Annotated in this window: 20 protein-coding genes; 15 read left to right on the top strand and 5 right to left on the bottom strand. The window is 48.7% G+C overall.

Going from position 1 to position 26,620, the window contains the following annotated elements:
- The first annotated feature begins 108 nt into the window (after positions 1 to 108).
- The 7 genes from AADZ70_RS18565 to AADZ70_RS18595 all read left to right on the top strand — a co-directional run bounded on the left by AADZ70_RS18565 (position 109) and on the right by AADZ70_RS18595 (position 10,684).
- A complete protein-coding gene (locus AADZ70_RS18565) occupies positions 109 to 3,294 on the top strand; it encodes a bifunctional cytochrome P450/NADPH--P450 reductase (protein WP_342007458.1) in 3,186 nt (1,061 codons plus the stop codon).
- 427 nt (positions 3,295 to 3,721) lie between these two features.
- Positions 3,722 to 5,650 carry an LTA synthase family protein gene (locus tag AADZ70_RS18570; RefSeq protein WP_016936959.1) on the top strand — a complete coding sequence of 643 codons (1,929 nt, stop codon included), beginning with the start codon at positions 3,722 to 3,724 and terminating at the stop codon, positions 5,648 to 5,650.
- A 218-nt stretch (positions 5,651 to 5,868) separates the two neighbouring features.
- Positions 5,869 to 6,633 (top strand): glucose-1-phosphate cytidylyltransferase, encoded by a 765-nt coding sequence (gene rfbF / locus AADZ70_RS18575; protein WP_016936960.1) that lies wholly within the window; start codon positions 5,869 to 5,871, stop codon positions 6,631 to 6,633.
- Positions 6,634 to 6,639: 6 nt separating this feature from the next.
- Complete coding sequence (locus tag AADZ70_RS18580) at positions 6,640 to 7,608, top strand: GDP-mannose 4,6-dehydratase (RefSeq protein WP_045927122.1); 969 nt, start codon at positions 6,640 to 6,642, stop codon at positions 7,606 to 7,608.
- A gap of 22 nt (positions 7,609 to 7,630) precedes the next feature.
- Positions 7,631 to 8,542: a putative nucleotide-diphospho-sugar transferase gene (locus AADZ70_RS18585; protein WP_342007459.1), complete on the top strand. Its 912-nt coding sequence runs from the start codon at positions 7,631 to 7,633 to the stop codon at positions 8,540 to 8,542.
- A 27-nt stretch (positions 8,543 to 8,569) separates the two neighbouring features.
- A complete protein-coding gene (locus tag AADZ70_RS18590; RefSeq protein ID WP_342007460.1) occupies positions 8,570 to 9,730 on the top strand; it encodes a glycosyltransferase family 2 protein in 1,161 nt (386 codons plus the stop codon).
- A 15-nt stretch (positions 9,731 to 9,745) separates the two neighbouring features.
- Entirely contained in the window at positions 9,746 to 10,684 is a 939-nt protein-coding gene (locus AADZ70_RS18595; protein WP_064778018.1) for a putative nucleotide-diphospho-sugar transferase, read from the top strand.
- 28 nt (positions 10,685 to 10,712) lie between these two features.
- Here AADZ70_RS18595 and AADZ70_RS18600 read toward each other — a convergent pair whose 3' ends face one another.
- The gene (locus AADZ70_RS18600; RefSeq protein WP_342007461.1) at positions 10,713 to 11,942 is read right to left on the bottom strand and encodes an MFS transporter; all 1,230 of its coding nucleotides are present in this window, start codon (positions 11,940 to 11,942) and stop codon (positions 10,713 to 10,715) included.
- Between the two features lie 116 nt (positions 11,943 to 12,058).
- Entirely contained in the window at positions 12,059 to 13,444 is a 1,386-nt protein-coding gene (locus AADZ70_RS18605) for an amino acid permease (protein ID WP_099744471.1), read from the bottom strand.
- 244 nt (positions 13,445 to 13,688) lie between these two features.
- Here AADZ70_RS18605 and AADZ70_RS18610 point away from each other — a divergent pair, with 244 nt between their 5' ends.
- From AADZ70_RS18610 to AADZ70_RS18620, 3 genes are all read left to right on the top strand, one after another.
- Positions 13,689 to 15,146: an aldehyde dehydrogenase family protein gene (locus tag AADZ70_RS18610; protein WP_045927117.1), complete on the top strand. Its 1,458-nt coding sequence runs from the start codon at positions 13,689 to 13,691 to the stop codon at positions 15,144 to 15,146.
- 15 nt (positions 15,147 to 15,161) lie between these two features.
- Positions 15,162 to 16,016 (top strand): methyl-accepting chemotaxis protein, encoded by an 855-nt coding sequence (locus tag AADZ70_RS18615; RefSeq protein WP_045927116.1) that lies wholly within the window; start codon positions 15,162 to 15,164, stop codon positions 16,014 to 16,016.
- 128 nt (positions 16,017 to 16,144) lie between these two features.
- Positions 16,145 to 17,044, top strand: coding sequence for an SDR family oxidoreductase (locus tag AADZ70_RS18620; RefSeq protein WP_032858503.1), 900 nt, complete (start codon positions 16,145 to 16,147; stop codon positions 17,042 to 17,044).
- Between the two features lie 46 nt (positions 17,045 to 17,090).
- On the opposite strand, the gene AADZ70_RS18625 is transcribed toward AADZ70_RS18620, so the two are convergent.
- A complete protein-coding gene (locus tag AADZ70_RS18625; RefSeq protein ID WP_342007462.1) occupies positions 17,091 to 18,158 on the bottom strand; it encodes a glycosyltransferase family 2 protein in 1,068 nt (355 codons plus the stop codon).
- Between the two features lie 158 nt (positions 18,159 to 18,316).
- On the opposite strand from AADZ70_RS18625, the gene AADZ70_RS18630 reads away from it, so the two are divergent.
- The 3 genes from AADZ70_RS18630 (at position 18,317) to AADZ70_RS18640 (ending at position 22,056) form a co-directional block, all read left to right on the top strand.
- Complete coding sequence (locus AADZ70_RS18630; RefSeq protein ID WP_342007463.1) at positions 18,317 to 20,206, top strand: ABC-F family ATP-binding cassette domain-containing protein; 1,890 nt, start codon at positions 18,317 to 18,319, stop codon at positions 20,204 to 20,206.
- A 179-nt stretch (positions 20,207 to 20,385) separates the two neighbouring features.
- The gene (locus AADZ70_RS18635) at positions 20,386 to 20,808 is read left to right on the top strand and encodes a MerR family transcriptional regulator (RefSeq protein WP_049628076.1); all 423 of its coding nucleotides are present in this window, start codon (positions 20,386 to 20,388) and stop codon (positions 20,806 to 20,808) included.
- A 63-nt stretch (positions 20,809 to 20,871) separates the two neighbouring features.
- Positions 20,872 to 22,056, top strand: a complete 1,185-nt coding sequence (locus tag AADZ70_RS18640) for an MFS transporter (RefSeq protein ID WP_064778011.1) — start codon at positions 20,872 to 20,874, stop codon at positions 22,054 to 22,056.
- 44 nt (positions 22,057 to 22,100) lie between these two features.
- On the opposite strand, the gene AADZ70_RS18645 is transcribed toward AADZ70_RS18640, so the two are convergent.
- Entirely contained in the window at positions 22,101 to 23,657 is a 1,557-nt protein-coding gene (locus AADZ70_RS18645) for an ABC-F family ATP-binding cassette domain-containing protein (protein ID WP_342007464.1), read from the bottom strand.
- 170 nt (positions 23,658 to 23,827) lie between these two features.
- On the opposite strand from AADZ70_RS18645, the gene AADZ70_RS18650 reads away from it, so the two are divergent.
- Together AADZ70_RS18650 and AADZ70_RS18655 are read left to right on the top strand one after the other, a co-directional pair.
- A complete protein-coding gene (locus AADZ70_RS18650; protein ID WP_327816175.1) occupies positions 23,828 to 24,958 on the top strand; it encodes a DEAD/DEAH box helicase in 1,131 nt (376 codons plus the stop codon).
- Between the two features lie 72 nt (positions 24,959 to 25,030).
- The gene (locus AADZ70_RS18655; protein WP_342007465.1) at positions 25,031 to 25,477 is read left to right on the top strand and encodes an N-acetyltransferase family protein; all 447 of its coding nucleotides are present in this window, start codon (positions 25,031 to 25,033) and stop codon (positions 25,475 to 25,477) included.
- 53 nt (positions 25,478 to 25,530) lie between these two features.
- Here the strand turns inward: AADZ70_RS18655 and AADZ70_RS18660 are convergent, their stop codons facing one another.
- Positions 25,531 to 26,550, bottom strand: coding sequence for an NADP-dependent oxidoreductase (locus AADZ70_RS18660; protein WP_095242010.1), 1,020 nt, complete (start codon positions 26,548 to 26,550; stop codon positions 25,531 to 25,533).
- Positions 26,551 to 26,620 lie beyond the last annotated feature (70 nt).

Here is a 26,620-nt window from a genome sequence, read left to right on the forward strand (position 1 = left end):
ACCGTTAATGATCGTCAATGAGGATTGCCCGCCCTGGCGGATAATCAGCGGGTGAAAAGGGCACTGTAGTTGGAAGAAACGCATTCCGTTTAAGAAAGGGTGTTATTCATGAAGGAAACAAGTCCGATTCCGCAGCCGAAGACGTTCGGCCCGCTCGGAAATCTTCCTTTGCTTGATAAAGACAAGCCCACCATGTCGCTTCTCAAACTGGCAAATGAGCAGGGGCCTATTTTTCAGCTGCATACGCCGGCGGGCACGATTATCGTCGTGTCAGGCCATGAACTGGTGAAAGAGGTTTGTGATGAAGAGCGGTTCGATAAAAGCATTGAAGGGGCTTTGGAGAAAGTCCGCGCGTTTGCCGGTGACGGGCTGTTTACAAGCTGGACGCATGAGCCCAACTGGCGAAAGGCACATCATATTCTGATGCCGACCTTCAGCCAGCGCGCGATGAAAGATTATCATGCGATGATGACGGATATTGCGGTGCAGCTGATTCAAAAATGGGCAAGGCTGAACCCGGACGAGGCCGTTGATGTGCCTGCCGATATGACCCGGCTGACACTCGATACGATCGGGCTGTGCGGTTTTAACTATCGGTTTAACAGCTATTACAGGGAAACGCCTCATCCGTTTATCAACAGCATGGTGCGCGCCCTTGATGAAGCGATGCACCAAATGCAGCGCCTTGATGTTCAGGATAAGCTCATGATCAGAACGAAGCGCCAATTTCATCACGACATTCAGGCGATGTTTTCGTTAGTAGACAGTATTATCGCAGAGCGTAAGTCGGACGGCGGCCGGGATGAAAAGGATCTGCTGGCCAGAATGCTGAATGTGGAAGACCCGGAAACAGGCGAAAAACTAGACGATGAAAATATTCGGTTTCAAATCATCACGTTTTTAATTGCCGGCCATGAAACGACAAGCGGCCTGCTTTCCTTTGCCATCTACTTTCTGCTGAAGCATCCCCGTGTTTTGGAAAAAGCCTATGAGGAAGCCGATCGGGTATTGACTGATCCCGTTCCTTCATATAAACAAGTGCTGGATCTTACTTATATCCGGATGATTTTGCAGGAGTCATTGCGCCTATGGCCGACCGCGCCTGCGTTCAGTCTTTATGCGAAAGAGGATACGGTGATCGGCGGGAAATATCCGATCACGGCAAAAGACAGAATTTCCGTCTTAATTCCTCAGCTTCACCGTGATAAAGAGGCGTGGGGAGACAATGCGGAGGAATTTTATCCGGAGCGGTTTGAACATCCGGATCAAGTGCCCCACCATGCGTACAAGCCGTTCGGAAACGGTCAGAGGGCGTGTATCGGTATGCAGTTCGCCCTGCACGAAGCAACTCTTGTTCTGGGTATGATTCTTCAGCATTTTACCTTCACAGACCACACCGATTATGAGCTGGATATTAAACAAACATTAACGCTCAAGCCCGGCGATTTTCATATTCGGATGCGGCCGCGAAACAAAGAAGGTGTTTCGGCTGCTCTCCCGGCGGCTGAAAAAGCGGCAGAAGGCGTCAAAAAAGAAAAACAGGAGACAAAAGGCGCTTCCATTATCGGACTTGATAACCGTCCGCTTCTGATTCTGTACGGCTCAGATACGGGAACTGCAGAAGGCGTAGCGCGGGAGCTTGCCGATACTGCCGGGATGCACGGCGTCCGTACCGAAACAGCGCCCTTAAATGACCGGATCGGAAAACTGCCGAAAGAAGGAGCGCTCTTGATCATTACATCCTCTTATAACGGAAAGCCGCCGAGCAACGCGGGGCAATTCGTGCAATGGCTTGAAGAAGTCAAATCCGGGGAACTGAAAGGCGTCCGATATGCCGTCTTCGGCTGCGGTGACCATAACTGGGCGGCGACATATCAGGCCGTTCCGAGACTGATTGATGAAAAGCTTGCCGAAAAAGGGGCGGAACGCTTTTCTGCCCGCGGCGAAGGAGATGTCAGCGGCGATTTTGAAGGACAGCTTGATGAATGGAAAAAAAGGATGTGGGCGGACGCCATGAAAGCGTTCGATCTCAAGCTGAATGAAAATGCCGAAAAAGAGCGAAGTACGCTGGGCCTTCAATTTGTGAGCGGGCTTGGCGGCTCCCCTTTGGCACAGACGTATGAAGCGGTTTACGCCTCCGTTGCGGAAAACAGGGAGCTTCAGGCGCCGGAAAGCGGCCGGAGCACAAGGCATATTGAAATCATTCTGCCGAAAGAGGCTGCTTACAATGAGGGGGATCATCTCGGCGTTCTGCCGGTAAACAGCAAAGAGCAGGTCGGCCGTGTTCTCCGCCGGTATAATCTGAACGGGAACGACCAAGTGCTGCTGACGGCCAGCGGACAGAGCGCGGCTCATCTCCCGCTCGATCGGCCGGTCAGGCTGCACGATCTTCTGAGCAGCTGTGTCGAATTGCAGGAAGCGGCATCAAGGGCGCAAATCCGGGAAATGGCTGCTTATACGGTCTGCCCGCCGCACAAACGGGAATTGGAAGATTTACTCGGAGAGGGCGTCTATCAGGAGCAAATCTTAACATTGCGCGTCTCAATGCTCGATCTCCTTGAAAAATATGAAGCGTGTGAACTGCCGTTTGAGCGATTTTTGGAGCTTTTGCGTCCGCTGAAGCCGCGTTATTATTCGATTTCCAGCTCACCGCGGAAACATCCCGGTCAGGCTTCAATTACCGTCGGCGTCGTTCGCGGCCCCGCCCGGAGCGGTTTGGGGGAGTATCGCGGAGTCGCTTCGAATTATTTAGCGGAACGCAGCCCTGAAGATGGTATCGTGATGTTTGTCCGCACTCCGGAAACAAGGTTCCGGCTGCCCGAAGACCCGGGAAAACCGATTATTATGGTCGGTCCCGGCACAGGAGTCGCCCCCTTCCGCGGATTTCTGCAGGCACGCGCGGCGTTAAAAGAAAAAGGGAAAGAGCTGGGGGAAGCTCATCTGTATTTCGGATGCAGAAACGATCATGATTTTATTTACCGTGATGAGCTTGAAGGTTATGAAAAAGACGGAGTCGTGACGCTTCATACGGCGTTTTCACGCAAAGAAGGCGTGCCGAAAACGTATGTGCAGCACGTCATGACGGAAGATGCCGAAGCTTTAATTTCGATCCTTGACCGGGGAGGGCATCTATACGTATGCGGCGACGGAAGCAAAATGGCGCCTGATGTAGAGGCAGCACTGCAAAAAGCGTATCAGTCGGTTCACGAAACAGATGCACGGCAAGCGCAAGAATGGCTTTTGGATCTCCAAACAAAGGGCATTTACGCAAAAGATGTCTGGGCCGGTATTTGACCGATTTGATGAAAAGGACTGGATGACTCCAGTCCTTTTTTGCATCGGCGGAAAAAAATATTCAAGTTTTTCAATCCCTTTGCATACAATAACTTCAGCCCGCCTGTCGGGCGGCTGCCTTTGATATTCATTTTTCGTTTTTAAGTAGTTTGTGTTATTCTTATATTTGGTATCTCCTAGTTTCAGACCGGGTCTGAAACGGTGCCTTTTAATGCCAGAAAAAAATGTGAAACGAAGAACGGATATCCTGCGTCTAATGGCTGGCGGGATAAGATGTTCAATGGGCATGACACGAATGATAAATATATCGTTTATTAAAATGGTGTGTTTATGGGGCTGTGTGATGCTTTCGTTTTGCTCGGAAAGCAGGAATTGAAGCAAAAAGTAAGAATACAGATTTAAAGTGTTTAGGAAAGTAGAGGTTGCCATGAAGAAATTATTTTCTTACAGACTTAGTTTTTTTGTACTGGCTATTATTTTGTTTTGGGCCAAAACGTATTTAGCCTATCATGCTGAATTCAACCTTGGGGTGAAGGGGCCGACGCAGCAGTTTCTGCTAGTGATCAATCCGTTCTCAAGCGCCATTTTCTTTTTAGGACTGGCATTGTTTGCGAAAGGCCGCAAATCAGCGATTATCATGGTGATTATTGATTTCATCATGACGTTTATTTTGTATGCGAATATCCTATTCTATCGATTCTTCGATGATTTCTTGACATTCCCTAACTTAAAGCAATCCGGTAATGTCGGAAATATGGGAGACGGCATCTTCAGCATTATGTCCGGCCATGATATTTTGTACTTTGTTGACATTATTATTTTAATCGCACTTCTGGTGTGGAGACGTGAGCTGAAGGAATTCAAGCTGAAAAAACGGTATACGTCATTAATTATCGTGACGGGTATTGTTTTGTTCTTTGTTAACTTGGCGATTGCCGAAGAGGACCGCCCGGAGCTGCTGACAAGAACGTTTGACCGCAATTACATTGTAAAATACTTAGGTCTTTATAATTACACGATTTATGACGGCGTGCAGACGGCGCAGACGGAAACGCAGCGGGCATATGCAAGCAGCGATGACCTGACGAGCGTTGAGAACTACACATCGTCGCATTATGCGAAGCCGAACGCCGAGTATTTCGGCAAGGCCAAAGGCAAAAATATCATTAAGATTCACTTGGAAAGTTTCCAATCGTTTTTAATCAACTACAAACTTGACGGAAAAGAAGTCACGCCGTTCCTGAATAAACTCGCCCGCGGCGGTGAGGACATGACGTACTTTGATAACTTTTTCCACCAAACAGGCCAAGGTAAAACATCTGACGCCGAGCTGATGATGGATAACAGCCTGTTCGGACTGCCTGAAGGATCAGCCTTTGTGACAAAAGGGGAAAATACGTATCAATCGCTTCCTGCCATCCTTGACCAAAGTGAAGGCTATACAAGCGCCGTTTTACACGGTGACTACAAATCATTCTGGAACCGTGATCAGATTTACAAACATATCGGCTATGACAAATTCTTTGACGCCAGCACATACGATATGTCTGATGACAACCTTGTCAATATGGGACTGAAGGATAAACCGTTCTTCAAAGAATCCATTCCGAAGCTTAAATCGCTGAAACAGCCGTTCTATGCGCATTTGCTCACGCTGACGAACCATTATCCGTTTACGCTTGATGAAAAAGACGCAACGATCGAAAAAGCGAAAACGGGCGATGCGACTGTAGATGACTATTTCCAGACGGCGCGTTATCTTGACGAAGCGCTTGAACAGTTCTTTAAAGATCTGAAGTCATCCGGTTTATATGACAACTCGGTGATTATGATTTACGGAGACCACTACGGAATCTCTGAAAACCATAACCGCGCGATGAAAGAAATTCTCGGCAAAGAAATTACGCCTTATCAAAACGCGCAGAACCAGCGTGTGCCGCTTATGCTTCACATCCCCGGCAAAAAAGGCGGAGTGAACCATACATTCGGCGGTGAAATGGACGTTGTGCCGACGATCCTTCACTTGGAAGGCATCGATTCTAAGAAATATATTAATTTCGGTACCGATCTCTTCTCGAAAGACCATGATGATACGGTGACGTTCCGTAACGGAGACTACGTCACGCCGAAATATACTTCTATCTCCAATGTCGTATATGATACGAAGACAGGAAAAGAACTGAAAGGCAATCAGGAAACGAAAAACCTGAAAGCCAGAGTCACAGAGCAGCTGAAGCTGTCTGACAGCGTGATGTACAAAGACCTGCTCAGATTCCACAAATTGAGCGACTTTACGCCGGTTGATCCGTCTAAATATCATTACGGCAAAGAAAAGCTTAATGAGGATAATAAATAATAGAAAGAGCCTTACGGATGGTTTTCCGTGAGGCTCTTTTTTTGTGTGTATCTTCACCAATCTGAAAAAAGAGAGAGCTTTCGGTCACAAAGGGCGCCAATCTCTCATATCTTAGAGTAGATTTTGAAACCGGTGATAGAGAATCGGACAAATTATCCGGTTGGTTTCTCTTGTACGGGCGGTTTCGAATCCAATATTCACAGAGAAGAGGGGTAGAGATGAAAGCAGTCATTCTCTGCGGCGGAAAAGGAACGAGAATGAGCGAAATCACCAATGAACGTCCCAAACCGCTCGCCATGATAGGCGGAAAACCGATTCTATGGCATATTATGAAACTCTATCAATACTATGGCGTGAACGAATTTATCCTGCTTCTTGGTTTCAAAGGAGAGCTGATTAAGGAATATTTCTTAGATTATGACTGGAAGAATCACAGTATGACGCTCGACAGCTCTACCGGAGAAGTGCGGATATTGGGAAAATCCGAGCCGTGGAAAATCACTTTTTTAGACACGGGGGAACACACGCAGACAGCGGGGCGGCTTTTACAGGCAAAGGACATCATCGGTGATGAAACCTTTCTCATGACATACGGAGACGGACTGGCCAACATCAACCTGTTTCACCTGATCAGCTATCATCAATCAAAAGGGGCTGCGGCAACCGTCACCGGTATTGAAAAGACCTCGCAATTCGGGACGCTGACGGTCGAAGACGGCATGGCGAAAAGCTTTTCTGAAAAAACCTCGAGTGACGGCATCATCAACGGCGGATTCTTCGTGCTCAGCCCGAAGGTATTTGATTATCTGCCGAAAGACAGCGATGTCATGTTTGAAGAAGAACCGCTGAAGGAGCTGGCGAAGGACGGCGAATTGGCGGTATATCGGCATTACGGTTTCTGGACGGCGATCGATACGTATAAAAACCTGCTGGAAATCAACAAGATGTGGGATCAAGGACAACATGTATGGAAGGTATGGTGATCAAGTTTGAGTTTCTGGAAAAATAAAAATGTGTTTGTGACGGGATGTACAGGTCTTTTAGGAAGCTGCTTGGTAAAGGAACTGATCGATCAGGGGGCCAATGTGACAGGCCTTGTCCGTGACACTGTGCCCAAATCTAATCTGTATCAGGGAGAACAAGTGAAGCAAATGAATATCGTGCAGGGCGCTCTTGAAGATCTGGATGTGATTGAGCGGGCGCTGGGCGAATATGAAATCGACACGGTCTTTCATTTAGCAGCACAGGCGATCGTCGGCGTCGCAAACCGCAATCCGATTTCCACATTTGAAGCCAATATTCTCGGCACATGGAACATCCTTGAAGCGTGCCGCCGGCATCCGCTCATCAAGCGGGTGATCGTCGCCTCCAGTGATAAAGCATACGGCGACCAGCCGGCACTGCCGTATGATGAAAACATGCCTCTTCAGGGCAAACATCCGTATGATGTGTCAAAAAGCTGTGCCGATCTGATAAGCCACACATATTTTAATACGTACGGCCTTCCGGTTTGTATTACGCGCTGCGGCAACTTATACGGCGGCGGGGATTTGAATTTCAACCGGATTATCCCGCAGACGATTCAGCTCGTGCTGAACGGTGAAGCGCCGGAAATCCGCAGCGACGGCACATTTATCCGTGATTATTTTTACATTGAGGATGCGGTCGAGGCGTACCTTTTGCTGGCGGAAAAGATGGAGGAGCTCAATCTTGCGGGAGAAGCGTTCAACTTCAGCAATGAGATTCAGCTGACGGTGCTGGAACTTGTAGAAAAAATTCTTAAGGCCATGGACAGTGACTTGAAGCCGAAGGTGCTCAACCAGGGGAGCCACGAAATCAAGCATCAATATTTGTCGGCGGAAAAGGCGAGAAAGCTTCTGAACTGGACACCCGCGCATACCATTGATGAAGGGTTGGAAAAAACGATCGAATGGTATAAAGCCTTTTTTCAAAAGTAACAGAAACAGAGGTGATAAAGACGTGACAAGCGCATATTGCACAGTTTTATCAAAAGGAAGGCTGTATCAGGCCATCGCTTTATTCGGCTCATTGAAAGAGGTTCAGGCGGACGCCCCCATTTTTACTTTGTGTATGGATCAAGACACCTATGACGTGCTTCAGGCAATGCATCCGGATAATGTCACCCTGATTCCGGTGTCTGCACTGGAAAATGAGGAGCTCCTTGAATTGAAGCGGACGAGAGACCAGAGCGAATACTGCTGGACGGTGAAGCCGGTATTTCTCGAATTCGTGCTGGACGGACATCCGGACTTAGAGCGTGTCACGTACATTGATGCCGATTTGTTTTTTTTCGCTGATCCGCGCCCGATTTTTGAAAATCAGCCGGATTGTTCGGTGCTTCTGTCACGGGGCGATATCGTCATCCCCTCATTTAAAAAACAGGAAATTGACATGCTGCAGCGCCTTTTAGGCCGGTATAATTCCGGTTTTCTCAGCTTCAAAAACGACCGAGCCGGCACAGATTGTCTCAGATGGTGGAAAGAACGCTGCCTTGAAGAATGCAAAAATGCGCCGGGGGAAGGAAAATTCGGAGATCAGGGCTACTTGGATTACATGTCTGATCTATTCCCTAATGTGTGTGACATTACAACGCCCGGTGTGAATATCGGCCATTGGAATTACGGCCGGCACACATTTTCATGGAAGGACGGGCGTCTTGTGCTCGAAGACGGGAGTCCGCTGATTTTCTATCATTTCAGCGGATACCGGATCATCACAGCCGGCGACATTCGGCAGATTCACGAGAAGACCCGGACCGACCTGCCGTTTGTCCATCAGCTTTACAAAGACATTCTGAAGCAGGTGATCGGGACGGTCAGCGCCGTCTGCCCGGAGTTCAGCGGCTTCGCATCTGAGGATGATAACAAATAAATGATTATATACAGGAAGTGAACAAAAGTGAAGGCAAGCGTCATAGTTCCCGCATATAATTCCAGGGAGCGGCTTTATAACAGCCTGCTGTCCCTGAATGAACAGGAATGCACAGAGCCGTTCGAAGTGATTGTGGCTGACAATGGTTCAGAAGACGGAACCTTATCCATGCTCGAATCATTCAGCGCGAATTTTCCGCTGATTTTTGTGAGAATTAAAGAAAACAGAGGAATCGCTTACGGCCGGAATCAGGCGGTCCGCAATGCCAGAGGCGATATTTTGATTTTCCATGACAGTGACATGCTTGCCGAAAAGGATTTGGTGGCGAAGCATATCAAGGCTCATGAGAATCGGGACGATCTTGTCGTATGCGGTATGTTCTGGAAGCGGCTGTACAGCTTTTATTATGACCGTTTTGAAAAAGAGCACAAGGAAAAGCTCGCCGAACTGTATGAAGAGCTGCCGGGCGATAAAGAGCCGCTTCTTGATGAAAGTGCCATCAGAGACGGAAGCTTTCTCGACCGATGCTTTGACTTAGATACCGATTTTATACGTGTGCTGAAAAGCATTTTGGAAAAATACGGAGACGACTTGGAAGGCTACCGTCTGCCGTGGCGTTTTTTCATTACGAACAATTCATCAGTCAAACGGCAGCACGTGGCAGATCTCGGTCTGTTTGATGAAGGCATTGTCAGATACGGTTTTGAAGATTATGATCTCGGCATCAGGCTTCACCAGTCGGGCTTGTCGTTTCAGCTGCGGCGCGATATCATGAGCGTCCATCAGGAGCATCCGAGCAACTGTGCTTCCGTTGATGACATCAGGGCGAATATCGCGTACATGTGCGACAAGTACAATGACATCCATTCGCTTGACGTGCACCTCGCGTTTAACGGCCCGTTTGACGCGGAGTTAACCAACAGCATTATGGCAGACATCGAAGTGCTGCTTGATTATGAGAAATATGAAAGCCTGCTGTACATCTTTCTTGAGCTGATGCACGCAGTTAAAGACCGCAACCTCAATCCGGACTGGAGGACGAAAAGCCCGCGTATCACGGCGAACAGCTTTCATCTGCCGGAGGCCCAAAAGCTTTTGTCAAAAGCGGAAAAAAAGCTGGGCGTTACGCACTTTGCAAGAGCGTTCAAAGCGCTGTTTGCTGATTTACTGCATGTGGATCTAAAATAAATTGGATGTGATATGGTGAGTAAATATCATTTTTCAACCATTGTTTCAAGAACGCATATCTTTAAACTGATGCCGATGATTCATTCTCTCCATGAGCATTGCCGTGATTTTCATCTGTATGTGCTGTGTGTCGACAAGAAGGCGTATGAACTGCTTCAGCAGGTGCCGTGGGAGCATGTCACGGCGGTTCAGCTCCATGAAATGGAGGACCCGGAGCTGCTTGAAGCAAAGGGCGGGCGGACGTTTCATGAATATTGCTGGACGCTGAAGCCGGCATTTTTGTTCCATGTGATGACGGAGTATGATGAAGCCGAATATTTTGCCCATTTGGACACCGATCTCTTTTTCTTCTCAGATGCGGGCGAGCTGTTTGCGGAAAAGCCGGATGCTTCTCTTTTTCTGACGGATCACCGCAATTCAGAACGGTTTGCGTCTTATTACAAGCTGACCGGGCAGTACAACACCGGGTTTGTCGGCGCGCGGAATACCGAGGAGGCGTATCGGGCGGTCTGGCAGTGGAGACAGGATTGCATCTCCTATTGTACGGTGGAGATGAATGAAGAAAAAAAGACATACGGTGACCAAAGGTATGTTGAAAAGTGGCCCGCGCAGTTTGAGCACGTCCATGTCACGGAGTCGATCGGCGCGAATGCCGCGCTGTGGAATATTGAGCAATACGAAGTCAGCCAGCGTGACGGGGCTGTATATGTCAATGACACCCCGCTGATTTTTTATCATTTTTCAGGCTTTACGCTCGTCACGGAGAACGAATTCAATCTCTGCTGGTACTATCACATTGATGACAAGGCGACAGTCAATATGATTTACGTGCCGTACATCAAAAACATAAAAAAATGGATTGATGAAATTCAAAAGGCGTTTCCCGATTTCAGAGACGGGTTTATTCCGAGATATGCGGTTCCTGACACTCATTTTTATACGGTTGAAACATAAAATCCCTGCCGAAAAGGCAGGGATTTTTTTATGAATGCCATTCTTTTAATGTTTTGTCGCTCGGCAGGACAAACGCGAGCAGTCCTAAAACGGGCAGAAAGGCGACGGCTGTCATGGTCGGCGTCAATCCCGCGGAATCAATGAGGGCGCCGAGCGCAACGGCTCCGATTGCTCCCATTCCGAAGGCGAGCCCGACCGTAAGCCCTGACATCGTGCCGATTTTACCCGGGACGAGCTCCTGCGCGTAGACAACGGTCACAGAAAAGCTGGACATCAGGACAACGCCGATCAGCGCCAGTACGCCATAGGCGATGACAGGCCCCGCAAACGGAAGGAAAATCGTCAAGGGAGCCGATGCCATCATTGATACGATAATGACGTTCCGCTTTCCGAAACGGTCTGCCAGCGGCCCGCCGAGAAACGTTCCGACAGCCCCGAAGAATAAAAAGACGAAGATGTAGCTCTGTGCCTGCTGAATGCTGACATGATAGGCATTCATCGCATAGAACGTATAAAAGTTGCCGATCGCGCTCACATACCAGGAACGCGCGAAAATCAGGAAGATAATCATGATAAGGGCAAGAATAATCGGCTTTGTAATCACGGTCTCCACAGCGGCAGCCGGTGATTTTTTACTTGCGGCGCGCAAATGAATAAGGCGCCCTTTATACCATTTGGCGATATAAATGAGAAACAGCACAGCGATTGCGGCGACAAGTGTAAACCAGACAGAGCCGAATTGACCGAGCGGAACGAGAATCAGCGCGGTAATCAGGGGCGCCATCGCCTGGCCGGTATTTCCGCCGACTTGGTAAATCGATTGCGCCAAGCCGCGCTTTTCGCCGGCGGCCATGTAAGCGACACGCGATCCTTCAGGATGAAAGACGGCGGAGCCAAGGCCGATAAAAAATACGCAGCATAAAATTGTCAGAAAAGACGGGGCGAACGCGAGACCTAAAATGCCGAGCATGCTTGCGGTGAGTCCGAGCGGCAGGGCATACGGCATCGGGCGTTTATCCGTATACCAGCCGATGACGGGCTGCATTACGGAAGACACCATATTCAGCGTAAAGGCGATCATTCCGAGCTGTGTAAAGGTAAGACTCATAGAACGTTCCAAAATAGGAAACATCGCCGGAATCACCGCTTGCAGTGTATCGTTCAGCAAATGACAAATCCCGATAATCAATAAAATGGAATACATGGTTGTATCGGGACGATGGACAGGTTTTTCTTTCATCGGTGCGGCAATTGCCAAAGTGATTCTCCTCCTTTTATGTAAGCAAAGCATACACCATATTATTCATAAGGTGAATGAATGATCAAGAGCAAAAAAGGCTCTTCTTTCTCAAATCGAAAAAAGAGCCTCCCTTTTTATTTGTTTAACAAACTGTGTTTTCTCGAATAAACCATATAAACGACGATCCCGGCGGCGATCCAGATGACAAAGGAAAGCCATGTCACGCCGGGCAGGCTGCTTGCGAGATAGAGGCATAAGCATGCGCTGATGATCGGCACAAAAGGAACGAAAGGAACACGGAAGGAAGATTTGATCTCCGGATGTTTCTTTCTTAAAACGATGACGGCGATCGCGATGACCGTAAAGGCCGCCAAGGTTCCCATGTTGACGAGATGCGCCAAGGTTCCCAGATCAATAAGGCCGGCGATCCCGGCGGCAACGATCCCCGTCACCCAGGTGTTTTGAAACGGTGTTTTAAAACGCGGATGCACCTTGGAAAATACGCGGGGCAAAAGACCGTCTCTGCTCATCGCAAATGTGAGACGCACCTGAGCGTACAGCAGAGCAAGCATGACTGTTGTAATCCCGATAATCGCGCCGACGGAAATAATGCCCGCTATTTTGTTCTGGCCGACAAATTGGAGCGCAAATGATACCGGATCTCCGACATTTAATTTAGTGTACGAAAGCATTCCCGTCAGAACGAGCGACACGGTAATGTAAAGGATGGTGCAGATGGCGAGCGCGCCGATAATCCCGATCGGCATTGATTTCTGCGGGTTCTTCACTTCTTCCGATGCGTTTGACACGGCATCAAACCCGAGATACGCGAAGAAAACGGTCGCGGCGCTCGTGATGACGCCTTTCATTCCGAACGGCATAAACGGCGACCAGTTTTCCGGTTTCACGTAGCCGAATCCGACGACGATAAACAGCAAAATGATCGCAATTTTCATCAAAACAATGACATTATTAAAGCGGGTGCTTTCTTTCACGCCTCTTGAAACAATCGCGGTAATCACCAAAATAATAATAACGGCAGGCAGATTGAGCACGGCGCCCGCTTTGCTTCCGGGTGCGGCGGTCAGCGCCTCCGGAAGATGCAGCCCGAAGCCCGCAAGAAGCGACTGGAAATACGATGACCAGCCGGTTGCGACGGCGGAGAGCGCAATGACATATTCAAGCATTAAGTCCCATCCGATTAAAAACGCGAGACATTCTCCGAGAGTGACATAGGAGTACGTATATACGCTGCCTGAAATCGGAATGGATGAAGAAAATTCCGCATAACAAAACGCTGCGAGCGCGCAGGCAAGGCCCGCGAGCACAAACGACAGAATCAAAGCCGGTCCTGCCCCTGTTGCGGCCACAGTCCCGGTAATCACAAAAATCCCCGTGCCGACAACACAGCCGATTCCGAGTAAAACCAAGTCAAAAGCGCTTAACGAGCGGGCCAGACCGGCCTGTTTGCTCTGGGCCTTTAAGTCGGCGATCGGCTTTTTCCGAAATAATAAAGACATATGAGTCCTCCTGAAAATTCATAATATTCATATCATTATATACACTGACGTTTGTATTATATTGTCGAAATTTCGCACAGTCAATTAAAGAATTTTCCACTTTAAAAGGAAAAAGCTCAAAAGCGTCGATGTGCGGAAGGAACAGTAATTTTATTGTGAAATAGTTCAATTTTCTCACGTTAAGACCGATACAAAAAATGACTCATCAACTATTTTCAAGTTTCGGTGAAAGGGAGATGTTTACATGTTTCAATATGAAGAACTAAATAAGCAGTTTATCGGCGGCCGATGGAGGGATGGGAGCAGCCGGAACGTATTGGAAAACAGAAATCCTTATACTCAGAAAGTCATCACCTCATTCCGAAAAGCGACGCCTGATGACGTGGATGCGGCGTATCGCGCCGCAGCTCTTGCGAAACAAGAATGGGACAAAGTCAATCCTTTTAAAAAGCGGGCCATTTTGGAAAAAGCCGTATCTTTCATCGAAGAGCACGAAGAAGCGATCATTTACTTAATCATGGAGGAGCTTGGCGGAACAAGGCTGAAGGCTGAGTTTGAAATCGGACTTGTCAAAAATATGATAAAAGAAGCCGCAACATTTCCGGTGCGGATGGAAGGGAAAATTCTCCCGTCCACGATTGACGGAAAAGAAAACAGGCTGTACAGAATACCAGCCGGCGTCGTCGGTGTCATCAGCCCGTTTAATTTCCCGTTTTTCCTTTCGGTGAAATCAGTTGCGCCGGCACTCGGAGCGGGCAACGGCGTTGTGCTGAAGCCTCATGAAGAAACACCGATCTGCGGCGGAACACTGATTGCGAAGATTTTTGAAGCGGCCGGCGTACCGGACGGGCTGCTGAATGTCATCGTGACGGATATCGGGGAGATCGGCGACAGTTTTGTTGAGCATCCCGTGCCGCGGATTATCTCATTTACGGGTTCAACCGGAGTGGGCAGCTATATCGGACAGCTTGCGGTCAAGCACTTTAAAAAACCGCTCTTGGAGCTTGGCGGAAACAGCGCGCTGATCGTGCTTGAGGACGCTGATCTCGAATACGCCGTCAATGCGGCCGTATTCAGCCGGTTTACGCATCAGGGCCAGATCTGCATGTCGGCGAACCGCGTGCTCGTTCACACATCTGTATATGACAAATTCACAGAGCTTTACGAAGCGAAAGTGTCATCGCTGAAAGTCGGCGATCCGATGGACCCTGATACGGTGATCGGGCCTTTAATCAATGAGAGGCAGGCGGAAGGTTTGAAACGGTCCGTTGAAAAAGCGATAGAAGAGGGAGCGGTTCCGGTGCTTTCCGGCCGATTCAGCAAAACGGTAGCTGAGCCCGTCATCTTAAAAGATGTAAAGCCGGAGATGAGTATCGCAAAAGAGGAACTGTTCGGTCCGGCCGTCTGCATTATGCCGTTTGAAACGGAGGATGAAGCGGTAAGCATCGCAAACGCGACACCGTTCGGTTTAAGCGGAGCCGTGCATACGGCAAACGTTGAGCGCGGCGTTGAGTTTGCTAAGCGGATCGAAACCGGCATGATTCACGTCAACGATACGACCATTAATGATGAACCGAATGTCGCGTTCGGCGGCGAGAAGCAATCAGGTCTCGGCAGGCTGAACGGCGAATGGAGCCTGGAAGAATTCACTACGCTGAAATGGATTTCGGTTCAGCATGAAAAACGGCAATTCCCATATTAAGAAGGAGTGAAAGAAATGAGTATACAGACGGAACAGCAAACGCACAGCCTGCTTGACGCTTTTGTCAAAGTTGCGCCTTTTTTAAACAGCCTGATCCAAGATGACATCACCATCGGAATTTATGATACAGAAAAATTAATCGTGAATATTCCGGCTAAAACGTTTTCTCTTAACGTAAAGCCGGGAGACCCGCTCCAAAAAGGAGACATCATTACAGACGCCATCCGTTTGAATCAGAAGAAGACAAGCATGGTGCCGAAAGAGCTGTTCGGATTTCCGCTTATCGCCAGAGCGATCCCGCTTCACGATGAGAACGGAAAAGTCATCGGCGGCGTCGGTCTTGGCACGAGCCTTGAAAAATCAGCCAAGCTTCATGATGTCGCTGAAAGCTTGTCCGCCGTCGTGGAACAGACCGCTTCAGCCATCGCGGATATTTCAGAATCCATCAGCGGCTTTTCAGCACAGATGACCGGGATTTCCGCTCAGGCGAAACAAGTCAGTGAAAGCGCGGGAGAAATCGCCGACATTTCCGTCACTGTCAAGGGCATCTCAGATCAAAGCAATCTGCTCGGTTTGAATGCGGCCATTGAAGCCGCGAGAGCTGGAGAATCCGGCAAGGGCTTTTCCGTGGTGGCGGATGAGATCCGCAAGCTTGCCACTCATTCAAAAGACAACGTCGGCCAAATTGACCAGATTACGAAAAAAATCCACAGCCTGCTGAAAGGGCTGGAGGACTCAATTGAATCCATCAACCAGAACACGGACGGCCAAGCGGCGGCGGTAGAACAAATTTCTGCCACGATGCAGGAAATTTCGGGAAGCGCCCAGCATTTAGCGAAAATGGCTGAAAACGTGCTCGGAGAATCATAAAAAAAGGGAGCTTACGGGCTCCTTTTTTGTTTTCCCTTATCAATCGGAAACTGCACTTACACGTTTGATCCATCATGCTCAGGGGGTACACATACGAATACATCACCAATGATAAAGGAGAGTCTTGTATGTCTGATGCAAATCTGCACAACCCGCTGACGAAATATGATCATGATGAATTTCCAAAACAATATCAAGAACCGCCCGGTTTGCAGAAAGAGATGAAGCCTGTGCCGGACTGCGGCGAAACAAGCTATAAAGGAGCAGGCAAGCTGAAGGGAAGAAAAGCCCTCGTCACCGGCGGCGATTCGGGGATCGGACGGGCTGCTGCGATTGCTTATGCCCGGGAAGGGGCGGATGTGGCCATTAACTATCTGCCTGAGGAACAGCCGGATGCCGAAGAAGTGAAAGCATTAATTGAAAAAGAAGGAAGAAAAGCCGTTCTCCTCCCCGGAGATTTAAGCGATGAAGCGTTTTGCGGAGAATTGGCGGAAAAAGCGTATCAAGAGCTTGGCGGTCTTGACACGCTCGCCCTTGTTGCCGGCAAACAGCAGGCAGTTGATGATATCAGCGATCTTGCCACAGAACAAATCTATCAAACATTCGAAGTTAATGTTTTCTCACTGTATTGGCTCGTCAAAGCGGCGCTTCCGTATCTGCCGGAAGGCGCGTCTATTATCACGACAACTTCTGTCGAAGGGTACAATCCAAGTCCGATGCTGTTGGATTATGCCGCGACGAAACATGCCATTATCGGCTTTACCGTCGGCTTAGGAAAGCAGCTGGCGAATAAAGGAATCAGAGTCAACTCTGTAGCGCCGGGGCCGATCTGGACGCCGCTTCAGATTTCCGGAGGACAGCCCGGTGAAAACATTCCGAAATTCGGCAAGGAAACACCGGCCGTGCCATTACAGCGTGCCGGCCAGCCCGCAGAGCTTGCAGGGATTTATGTTTTTTTGGCCTCAGAAGAATCGAGTTATGTGACATCCCAGATTTACAGTGTCAGCGGAGGTATTCCGACGGCGTAATGAATAAGGAGCTGCCCTCTTACAGGGGACAGCTCTTTTTTCGATGTTATGTGCCGAGCACGTTTTGATTATACAGTACGCTCGGATGTGACGGGTGATAGGAGGCGGCTTTGTCGTTATGAATCTTCGCTTTTTCTCTGTCGCCGAGCTGCCAGTGGCAGACGCAGAGCTGCAGATGAGGATACCAGGTGGAATATTCGAGCTGGGTAAAGCCTGAATCGCTGTATGTGGCGGATAGGGCGAGCTCATACCAAAACACGCCCTGCCGGTATTGCCGTTTCTCCGCAAAATAGTCGCCGAGCCTGCAGCAAAACTCCGGCCGCGGACAATCAATCAGAAATGATTTTAAGAGCGACGTCATGGCGGCCTCTTCATGGCCGACCGCCCTGTAGCAATCGAATAGATATTGGCACGTTCTGATCTCGTCTTCGATCCAGCACTGTTTAGTGGAAAGAAAATGATGATAATACGTAATGGCGCGCTGATACTGGCCGTGATCCTTTAATTCATTCGCGAAATAAAATAAATCGCGCGGTGTCATCGTTTCACTGTTTTCCGCCATTTTCTCGTAAATCCTTAGGTTGCGGTCTGAGGGAGGCGAGTGCTTTTTCTCGGATTTGCGGTGTGTGACGGCGATATCGGTTTCTATAATGTTTCCGTATACTTCCAGATACTCATGCACGGCTCCGATCCAGCGGAACCCTTTTTCCCGCTTGACGAGACGGTTGCGGCGGTATCTGAAGCTGACCTCTCCCCGATCATCAAAGCCGACGTGATAATACATGGATACCGCGTCCACCTCTTTTGAAAGCGACGCCTTCAGTTCAATCAGCTTTTCACGATCCTTTTCCGTCAGCAAATCGTCGGCGTCCAGCCACAGAATATATTCCATTTCCGCTTTCGAAAACGCAAAATTACGGGCGGCCGCAAAGTGATCGATCCATTCAAAATCATAAATCTTATCCGTATAACGGGCCGCGATTTCTTTCGTCCGGTCGGTCGACCCCGTATCAGCAATCACAATTTCATCCGCAATGTCTTTGACGGAATCAAGACAGCCCGCAAGCACTTCCTCTTCATTTTTCACGATAACGCATAAACTGATGCTGATCATGTCATCACCTCTTCATCTCCAGTGTATAAAAGGAGAGGCGGAAACATTCTTCGGACAAAATGATCGCTTCCAAGAAATTTGTCTGCCCTTTTACTAGTTTTATTCCAACGCCTGATTTAAAATGAACACATGAACTTACGTGAGGATTGATAGGAACCATGAGCATCTTAAAAGCGGAAAATCTTTATAAAACATACGGAGAAAAGACATTATTCGACCATATCTCCTTTCATATTGAAGAGAATGAAAGAATCGGTTTAATCGGCCCGAACGGAACGGGGAAGTCCACGCTTCTGAAAACCATTGCCGGCCTTGAATCAACGGAGGAAGGCGAGATGACGGCTTCAGGAAACGTGCATATTGAGTTTTTGCATCAGGATCCCGATCTTCCTGCCGGACAAACCGTCCTTGAGCATATTTATTCCGGTGACTCAGCCGTTATGAGAACGATGCGGGAGTACGAAAAAGCGCTTCAGGAGCTGAATGAAGAGCCGGAAAATGAACAGCGCCAAAAGCACCTGCTTGATGCGCAGGCGAGAATGGACGCGAATGATGCGTGGGAGGCGAATACATTAGCCAAAACGGTTTTAACCAAACTCGGTGTCACCGACTTGATGAAGGATGTCAGCGAGCTGTCCGGCGGCCAGAAAAAGCGCGTCGCGATTGCGAAAAACGTCATCCAGCCGGCTGACCTGCTTATTTTGGATGAACCGACAAACCATTTGGACAATGAAACGATTGAATGGCTGGAAGGCTACTTATCGCAATATCCGGGCGCCGTCATGCTTGTCACGCACGACAGGTATTTTCTGAACAGGGTGACGAACAGAATTTACGAGCTTGAGAGAGGCAGCCTTTATACGTATAAGGGAAACTATGAAGTATTCCTGGAAAAACGGGCCGAACGTGAGGCGCTGGCAGAGCAGAAAGAAACGAAACGTCAAAACCTCCTGCGCCGCGAATTGGCGTGGCTCAGAAGAGGGGCGAAAGCACGCTCAACGAAACAAAAAGCGAGAGTGGAAAGAGCGGAGGCGCTCAAGGAGCAAAAAGGGCCGGCAGTCTCCGGATCGCTCGATTTCGCGATCGGTTCCCACCGTCTCGGAAAACAGGTGATAGAAGCGGAAAACGTCACCCTCACCTACGACGGCCAAGCGCTGATCAGCCAATTTAACGAGCTTGTCATTCCGGGTGAACGAATCGGCATCATCGGGCCGAACGGAATCGGGAAAACGACACTTTTAAACAGCCTTGCCGGCAGAATTCAGCCAGACAGCGGCCGCATCACCATCGGGCAGACGGTCAGGATCGGGTACTACACCCAGGACCACAGCGAAATGAACGGCGATATGAAAGTCATTGACTATATAAAAGAGACGGCTGAAATCGTCAAGACGGCGGAAGGTGATGTCATCACTGCGGAACAAATGCTTGAGCGCTTTCTGTTTCCGCGCCCGATGCAGCAGACATATATCAGAAAGCTGTCAGGCGGGGAAAAGCGCCGTCTGTACTTGCTGAATGTACTGATGCAGGAGCCGAATGTGCTGTTTTTAGATGAGCCGACCAATGATCTGGACACAGAAACATTAAGCGTGCTCGAAGATTACATCGAACAGTTTCCGGGCGTCGTCATTACCGTATCCCATGACCGCTATTTCCTTGACCGTGTCGTGGACCGCCTGATCGTATTTGAAGGACAAGGCGTCATTTCGCGTTTCCAAGGTTCGTACAGTGAATACATGGAATACGCAAAAGCGAAGAAGACTGCGGTAAAACAACCGGCCGAAGAGAAAAAGGCGGAAGAAGAGCCGAAGAAAAAGCGCAAAAAGCTTTCATACAAAGATCAGATCGAATGGGACGGCATCGAAGACAAAATCGCCGGCCTTGAAGAAAAGCATCAGCGTCTGGAAGCGGAAATCGCTGAAGCGGGAAGTGATTTCGGAAAGATTCAAGAACTGATGGCCGAACAGGCAAAAACGGCTGAAGAGCTTGAAGCGGCGATGGAGCGCTGGACCGAATTGTCACTGATGATCGAAGAACTTGAGAATTAAAAAAAGCCGGTACGGCCCAAAGAAAATGGCGGGTCATACCGGCTTTTTTTGTCATGAACAGATGCCCATTATGTGGTATGGATGTTTATCCAGTGAAAATTTCTTTTCAAAACTTCACGTTTACGTTAAGGTTCAAAAGGTGTATAATAGAAACAGAAACGACAAGAGGGGGATTCACCTTGGAATGGATGAAGATTGATCAAGTTGCCAAACGAAGCGGATTGACAAAACGAACCATTCGTTTTTACGAGGAGATTGGTTTGATTCCTGCTCCTAAACGGACAGAAGGCGGCGTCCGGCTTTACTCTGAAGATGATATGGAGGAGCTTGAAAAAGTCATCAGCACAAAAGAAGTGCTCGGTTTTTCCCTTCAGGAGCTTCAGCAGTTTATGGAGATGAGCCGTCAGCTGGAATTAAACAAAGAGGGGTACTTGTTGTCACTGGATCCGAAGGAACGGAAAGCAAAGCTGGAAGAGCTTCAGCACGCATTGAACCACCAGCTTGAGATGATTGATGAGAAGATCAGCACATTTCTGCATTTTAAAGAGCGCCTTAACGGAATGAAAGAAAAAGCTGACCGCGCCATTCAATCAATCGAATGATTTTGCTGTAAACGCTATGAAGATAGCGTTTCTTTTAATGGATCAAATAGGAGGTCTGATCAAATGGATACATCATCACAACAGAAAACAGGCTTATTCAGCCAGCCGAAAGCCGTTTGGGCGGTCGCGTTTGCCTGTGTGATTTCCTTTATGGGAATCGGACTCGTCGACCCGATACTTCCGGCGATTGCCGCACAATTACATGCTTCACCTAGTGAAGTATCTCTGTTATTTACAAGTTATTTACTCGTTACCGGTTTTATGATGTTTTTCTCCGGCGCGATTTCCAGCCGGATCGGCGCCAAATGGACGCTGCTTCTCGGACTTATTTTTATCATCGTGTTTGCCGCCCTTGGCGGAAGCTCAAGTTCAATCGCTCAGCTTGTCGGCTATCGCGGCGGCTGGGGGCTTGGGAATGCTCTCTTTATTTCAACCGCGCTTGCTGTCATTGTCGGGGTATCTGTCGGCGGCAGCGCCAAAGCCATTATTTTGTATGAGGCCGCGCTCGGCTTGGGGATTTCCGTCGGGCCGCTTGCAGGCGGAGAGCTTGGCAGCATTTCATGGCGCGCTCCGTTCTTCGGAGTGTCTGTCCTGATGTTTATAGCGCTTTGCGCGATTTCACTCATGCTGCCGAAGCTGCCGAAACCGGCAAAACGCGTCGGTGTGTTTGATGCGATGAAGGCGCTCAAATATAAAGGCCTTTTAACGATGGCCGTATCGGCATTCTTATACAACTTTGGATTTTTTATTTTGCTTGCTTATTCTCCGTTCGTTCTGGATTTAGATGAACACGGTCTTGGATACGTCTTCTTCGGCTGGGGGTTATTGCTGGCAATTACGTCAGTCTTTACGGCTCCGCTCGTGCACAAAGCGCTGGGAACAGTGCGTTCGCTCGTCGTTCTCTTTATCGCCTTTGCGGTCATTCTCATCGTCATGGGGATCTGGACTGACCATCAGACGTTGATCATTACATGTATCGTTGTCGCCGGTGCCGTGCTCGGTATGGTGAATACGATCATGACAACGGCTGTGATGGGTTCTGCGCCGGTTGAACGTTCAATCGCGTCTTCAGCCTACAGCTCAGTCCGCTTTATCGGCGGTGCGCTCGCTCCGTGGATTGCGGGAATGCTGTCAGAACACTTTACCGCAAGCACGCCATATACAGTTGGCGGGATCGTCGTTTTTGTCGGCATGCTTGTCCTTCTCATGGGACGCAAACATCTCTCCGGAATAAAAGCCGGACATTAAGAAAAAAAAGGAACTTCCGCACAGGCGGGAGTTCCTTTTTGTGTTTACAGCACTTTCGTCGTCCAAGACTCACAGTTCCATGTTTCCGTCGCGATATCCTTGTAAAACTCCGGTTCGTGGGAAATGAGCAGAATGGAGCCTTTGTATTCTTTCAGCGCGCGTTTCAGCTCTTCTTTCGCATCGACATCCAGGTGGTTTGTCGGTTCGTCAAGCACGAGCAGATTTGTTTCTGAATTGATCAGCTTGCACAGTCTGACCTTCGCTTTTTCTCCTCCGCTTAATACGGAGACGCGGCTTTCAATGTGTTTAGTGGTCAGGCCGCATTTGGCGAGGGCGGCGCGGATTTCGTACTGGGTAAAGGAAGGAAATTCGCTCCACACTTCTTCGATGCACGTATTGTTATTGGTTTCTTTCACTTCCTGCTCGAAATAGCCCGTGTATTGATGCTCGCCGCGTTCCACCGTGCCTTCAAGCGGCTGAATTTCACCGAGCAGGCTTTTTAACAGCGTCGTTTTCCCGATGCCGTTCGCGCCGTACAGGGCGACTTTCTGTCCGCGTTCCATTCTGAGGTTGAGCGGGCGTGACAGCGGGGTATCGTAGCCGATGACTAAGTCCTTCGTTTCAAAAATCAGCTTGCCTGACGTTCTCGCCGGCTTGAAATGGAATTCCGGTTTCGGTTTTTCAGCCGCCAGTTCAATCATATCCATCTTATCGAGTTTCTTTTGGCGGGACATCGCCATATTTCTCGTGCTGACCCGCGCTTTGTTGCGGGCGACGAAATCTTTCAGCTCTGCGACTTCCTGCTGCTGCTTTTTGTAGGCCGCTTCGAGCTGCTGTTTTTTCACTTCGTATACTTCCATAAACTGATGATAATCACCGACATAACGCGTCAGCTCTTGATTTTCTACATGATAAATTAAATTGATCACGCTGTTTAAAAACGGAATGTCGTGAGAAATTAAGATGAACGCATTTTCATATTCCTGCAAATAGCGTTTCAGCCATTCAATATGCTGCTCATCAAGGTAGTTCGTCGGTTCGTCCAACAGGAGGATTTCCGGTTTTTCCAAAAGCAGCTTGGCGAGCAGCACTTTCGTCCGCTGTCCGCCGCTTAAGTCAGTGACGTCGCGGTCAAGGCCGACATCCTGCAGGCCGAGGCCGCGGGCGATTTCTTCAACTTTGCTGTCAATCACGTAGAAATCATTATTTGTCAGGGCGTCCTGAATGACACCGACATCTTCAAGCAGCTTCTCAAGCTCATCAGGGTCCGCTTCGCCCATTTTGTTGTAAATCTCATTCATTTCTTCTTCCATCGCAAATAAGTAATGGAACGCATCTTTCAGCACGTCGCGGATCGTTTTGCCTTTTTCAAGCACTGTATGCTGATCGAGATAGCCGACGCGCACGTTTTTCGCCCATTCAACCTTTCCCTCATCAGGCTCAAGCTTTCCGGTAATAATATTCATAAATGTTGATTTACCTTCGCCGTTAGCTCCGATTAAGCCGACGTGCTCCCCTTTTAAAAGACGGAACGATACATTGTTAAAAAGCGCACGGTCACCGAAGCCGTGGCTTAAATCTTTTACGGATAAAATACTCATCATTACACCTCTATCGTTATCAGACACGCTTTTTTATCATGTGTCTTTCTCATTAATGATTATAAAGGAGGAGACCGTTTGTTAAAAGGCTTGGAAGGAAAAAGAAAATTGCGTTTGCCGCTTGCATTTGAGATACTATGGAGTAGATTTTAAGAATTGAGGAGAACGACATGACCCAAACATGGCCATTTTTACAGCATACACAACCATTTATCGCCGAAAACTGGAGAGCGTCAGGCTTTCAGAAGCCGACCGACATTCAGGAAAAAGCCGCTCAGGTGATCATGGAAGGGAAGGACGTCATCGCCGAATCCCCGACGGGAACGGGAAAAACATTGGCGTATACGCTTCCGGTTCTGGAGCGGATCAATCCGGAGCAAAAACATCCGCAAGTGATTATTTTAGCGCCGTCCCGCGAGCTTGTGATGCAGATTTTTCAGGTGATTCAGGATTGGACAAAAGGCTCCGACCTTCGCGCCTTGTCTTTAATCGGCGGAGCAAACGTGAAAAAGCAGGTGGAAAAGCTCAAAAATAAACCGCATATCATTGCAGGCACACCGGGCAGGGTGCTCGAATTGATTCAGGTGAAAAAGCTGAAAATGCATGAAGTCAAGACGATCGTTCTTGATGAAGCGGATCAGCTCGTGACAAAGGAACACCGCGAAACAATGAAAAAAATCATTAAAACGACGCTGAAAGACCGCCAGCTTTTAAGCTTTTCTGCTACGCTGCAGCCGGAGACAGAAGAGGTGCTGAATGGAATTGCACACGAACCGGCCGTTTTGAAGGTGGAGCGGAATACGGCGGAAAAAGCGCGCGTCACGCATCAATATCTTGTCTGCGATCAGCGGGATAAAGTGAAGCTATTGCAAAAGCTGTCACGGCTGAACGGCATGCAGGCGCTCGTGTTCGTCAGAGATATCGGAAATTTAAGCGTCTATGCGGAAAAACTCGCCTATCATCACGTGGATCTCGGCATCCTGCACGGAGAAGCGAAAAAAATGGAGCGGGCAAAGATATTATCAGCGTTTGAACGGGGAGAATTTCCGCTGCTTCTGGCGACTGACATAGCAGCGCGCGGACTTGATATCGACGATCTTCCGTACGTCATTCACGCGGACATCCCAAATGCAGACGGGTACATTCACAGATCAGGCCGGACGGGGCGGGCCGGTAAAGAAGGAACGGTACTCAGCCTTGTCACGCCGATGGAAGAATCCAAACTGAAAAAAATGGCCAAATCACTCGGAATTGAGCTGAAAGAGGCCGTTTATTCAGGCGGAAAATTATCTGAGAAATAAGAAACGGAGGGCGGGAAGCCCTTCGTTTTTTGTTGTAAAATAATAGAAAAGGTTCGCGCGGGGGATGGGAAGATGGTTTCAATAGACAGATTTCAAATATTGAAGGAACGTGAGCTGAAAATACTTGAGCACTGGTTTAAAAACGATAATATCAGACGGAGAATGGATGCGATGCTGCCATTAGATGCGTGGTATGCACGATTGAATAAAGATGAAGACGATACTGTCTTTATGGCATATGACGGGCAGCTGCCGGCTGGCATAGTCTCTATAGAGTTTGTGGAGGAACGGGTGTATATCGGATTGATCGTCAATCCTTTGTACCAGCTTCAAGGGTACGGAAAACGGATATTGCAAAAACTCCTGACTGACCCTGGGTTTACCAGTGTGCGGGAATGGGCGGCAAGCATCGAAAAAGACAATCAAATCAGTTTAGCCTGCTTTCAAGCAGCGGGATTCACTTTGGAAGATACGGAGCCGGATGAAGACGGCTTTCTTACTTTGATTCTTCGCAGCTGATCCGAAAAAGAAGAAAAGGAGGGGACAAAGCCCTCCTTTTCTTCATTATCATGTTAACTTGGATCACTGACTTTGATGATCTGTTTGCCTTTGTTTTCTCCCTTAAACAAACCGAGGAACGCGTCAGGAATATGGCTGAATCCTTCCGTAATCGTTTCTTCATAATGAAGCTTCCCGTCCTTGAGCCATTCAGCCAATTGTTTCGCGCCTTCGGAAAAGCGGTCAGCATAATCACCGACGATGAATCCCTGCATCAGCGCTTTTGTTTTGATCAGTTTCGGCTGTACGCGGGGGCCCATGTCTTCCTCTTCACTTTCGGTATTGTATGAAGAGATCGCTCCGCATACCGGAATGCGGGCGAATTCATTCAGCAGGTTTATCACCGCATCCGAAATCGGTCCGCCGACATTGTCAAAATAGACATCGACGCCGTCAGGGCATGCCTGTTCAAGCGCTTTTTGAATATCATCCGCCGTTTTGTAATTAATGGCTTCATCAAATTGAAGCTCCTCTTTCAGATACGCGATTTTTTCGTCAGAACCGGCGATGCCGACAACCCGCGCGCCTTTGATTTTGGCAATCTGCCCGACCGTTGAGCCGACGGCGCCCGCAGCCCCTGAAACGACGACGGTTTCGCCTTTTTTCGGACGGCCGATATCAAGCAGCCCGAAGTAAGCGGTCAGTCCGGTCATCCCTAAAATGCCGAGATACGCCGAGGCGGGTGCGATATCCGTGTCCAGTTTGCGGAGGGCGGACTCATTCACTGCTGAGTATTCCTGCCATGAGAGATTCCCGATCACGATATCGCCTTTTTTCAGCTTATTGCCGTCTGTGAGAACCTCGGCAATCACTCCGCCTGTTATGGCTTCATCTAAAGCGAACGGCTCGACATATGATTTTGTATCCTGCATTCGTCCGCGCATGTATGGATCAACGGACACATAATTTGTTTTTACAAGCACTTCACCGTCTTGCGGCTCGGGAACGGCAATCGTTTCAAAGCGGAAATCGTCATGGACGGGAACGCCTTTAGGGCGTCTCGCTAATTGAATCTGCTGCTGATTTTTCGGCATGATGCATCCTCCTTCAACATGAGTGTTTGTTTCAAATGTAACACGAACCATTTCCCGAATACAAAATCAA

The sequence above is a fragment of the Bacillus sp. YBsi01 genome (assembly GCF_038406745.1).
Taxonomy (GTDB): domain Bacteria; phylum Bacillota; class Bacilli; order Bacillales; family Bacillaceae; genus Bacillus; species Bacillus siamensis.

Bases quoted from the DNA above. Each gene is read 5' to 3' on its own strand.
- AADZ70_RS18640 (WP_064778011.1), top strand. From the start codon at position 20,872: ATGGATACATCATCACAACAGAAAACAGGCTTATTCAGCCAGCCGAAA.
- AADZ70_RS18620 (WP_032858503.1), top strand. From the start codon at position 16,145: ATGTCTGATGCAAATCTGCACAACCCGCTGACGAAATATGATCATGAT.
- AADZ70_RS18630 (WP_342007463.1), top strand. From the start codon at position 18,317: ATGAGCATCTTAAAAGCGGAAAATCTTTATAAAACATACGGAGAAAAG.
- AADZ70_RS18660 (WP_095242010.1), bottom strand. From the start codon at position 26,550: ATGCCGAAAAATCAGCAGCAGATTCAATTAGCGAGACGCCCTAAAGGC.
- rfbF (WP_016936960.1), top strand. From the start codon at position 5,869: ATGAAAGCAGTCATTCTCTGCGGCGGAAAAGGAACGAGAATGAGCGAA.
- AADZ70_RS18605 (WP_099744471.1), bottom strand. From the start codon at position 13,444: ATGTCTTTATTATTTCGGAAAAAGCCGATCGCCGACTTAAAGGCCCAG.
- AADZ70_RS18570 (WP_016936959.1), top strand. From the start codon at position 3,722: ATGAAGAAATTATTTTCTTACAGACTTAGTTTTTTTGTACTGGCTATT.
- AADZ70_RS18655 (WP_342007465.1), top strand. From the start codon at position 25,031: ATGGTTTCAATAGACAGATTTCAAATATTGAAGGAACGTGAGCTGAAA.
- AADZ70_RS18565 (WP_342007458.1), top strand. From the start codon at position 109: ATGAAGGAAACAAGTCCGATTCCGCAGCCGAAGACGTTCGGCCCGCTC.
- AADZ70_RS18645 (WP_342007464.1), bottom strand. From the start codon at position 23,657: ATGAGTATTTTATCCGTAAAAGATTTAAGCCACGGCTTCGGTGACCGT.
- AADZ70_RS18625 (WP_342007462.1), bottom strand. From the start codon at position 18,158: ATGATCAGCATCAGTTTATGCGTTATCGTGAAAAATGAAGAGGAAGTG.
- AADZ70_RS18615 (WP_045927116.1), top strand. From the start codon at position 15,162: ATGAGTATACAGACGGAACAGCAAACGCACAGCCTGCTTGACGCTTTT.
- AADZ70_RS18610 (WP_045927117.1), top strand. From the start codon at position 13,689: ATGTTTCAATATGAAGAACTAAATAAGCAGTTTATCGGCGGCCGATGG.
- AADZ70_RS18650 (WP_327816175.1), top strand. From the start codon at position 23,828: ATGACCCAAACATGGCCATTTTTACAGCATACACAACCATTTATCGCC.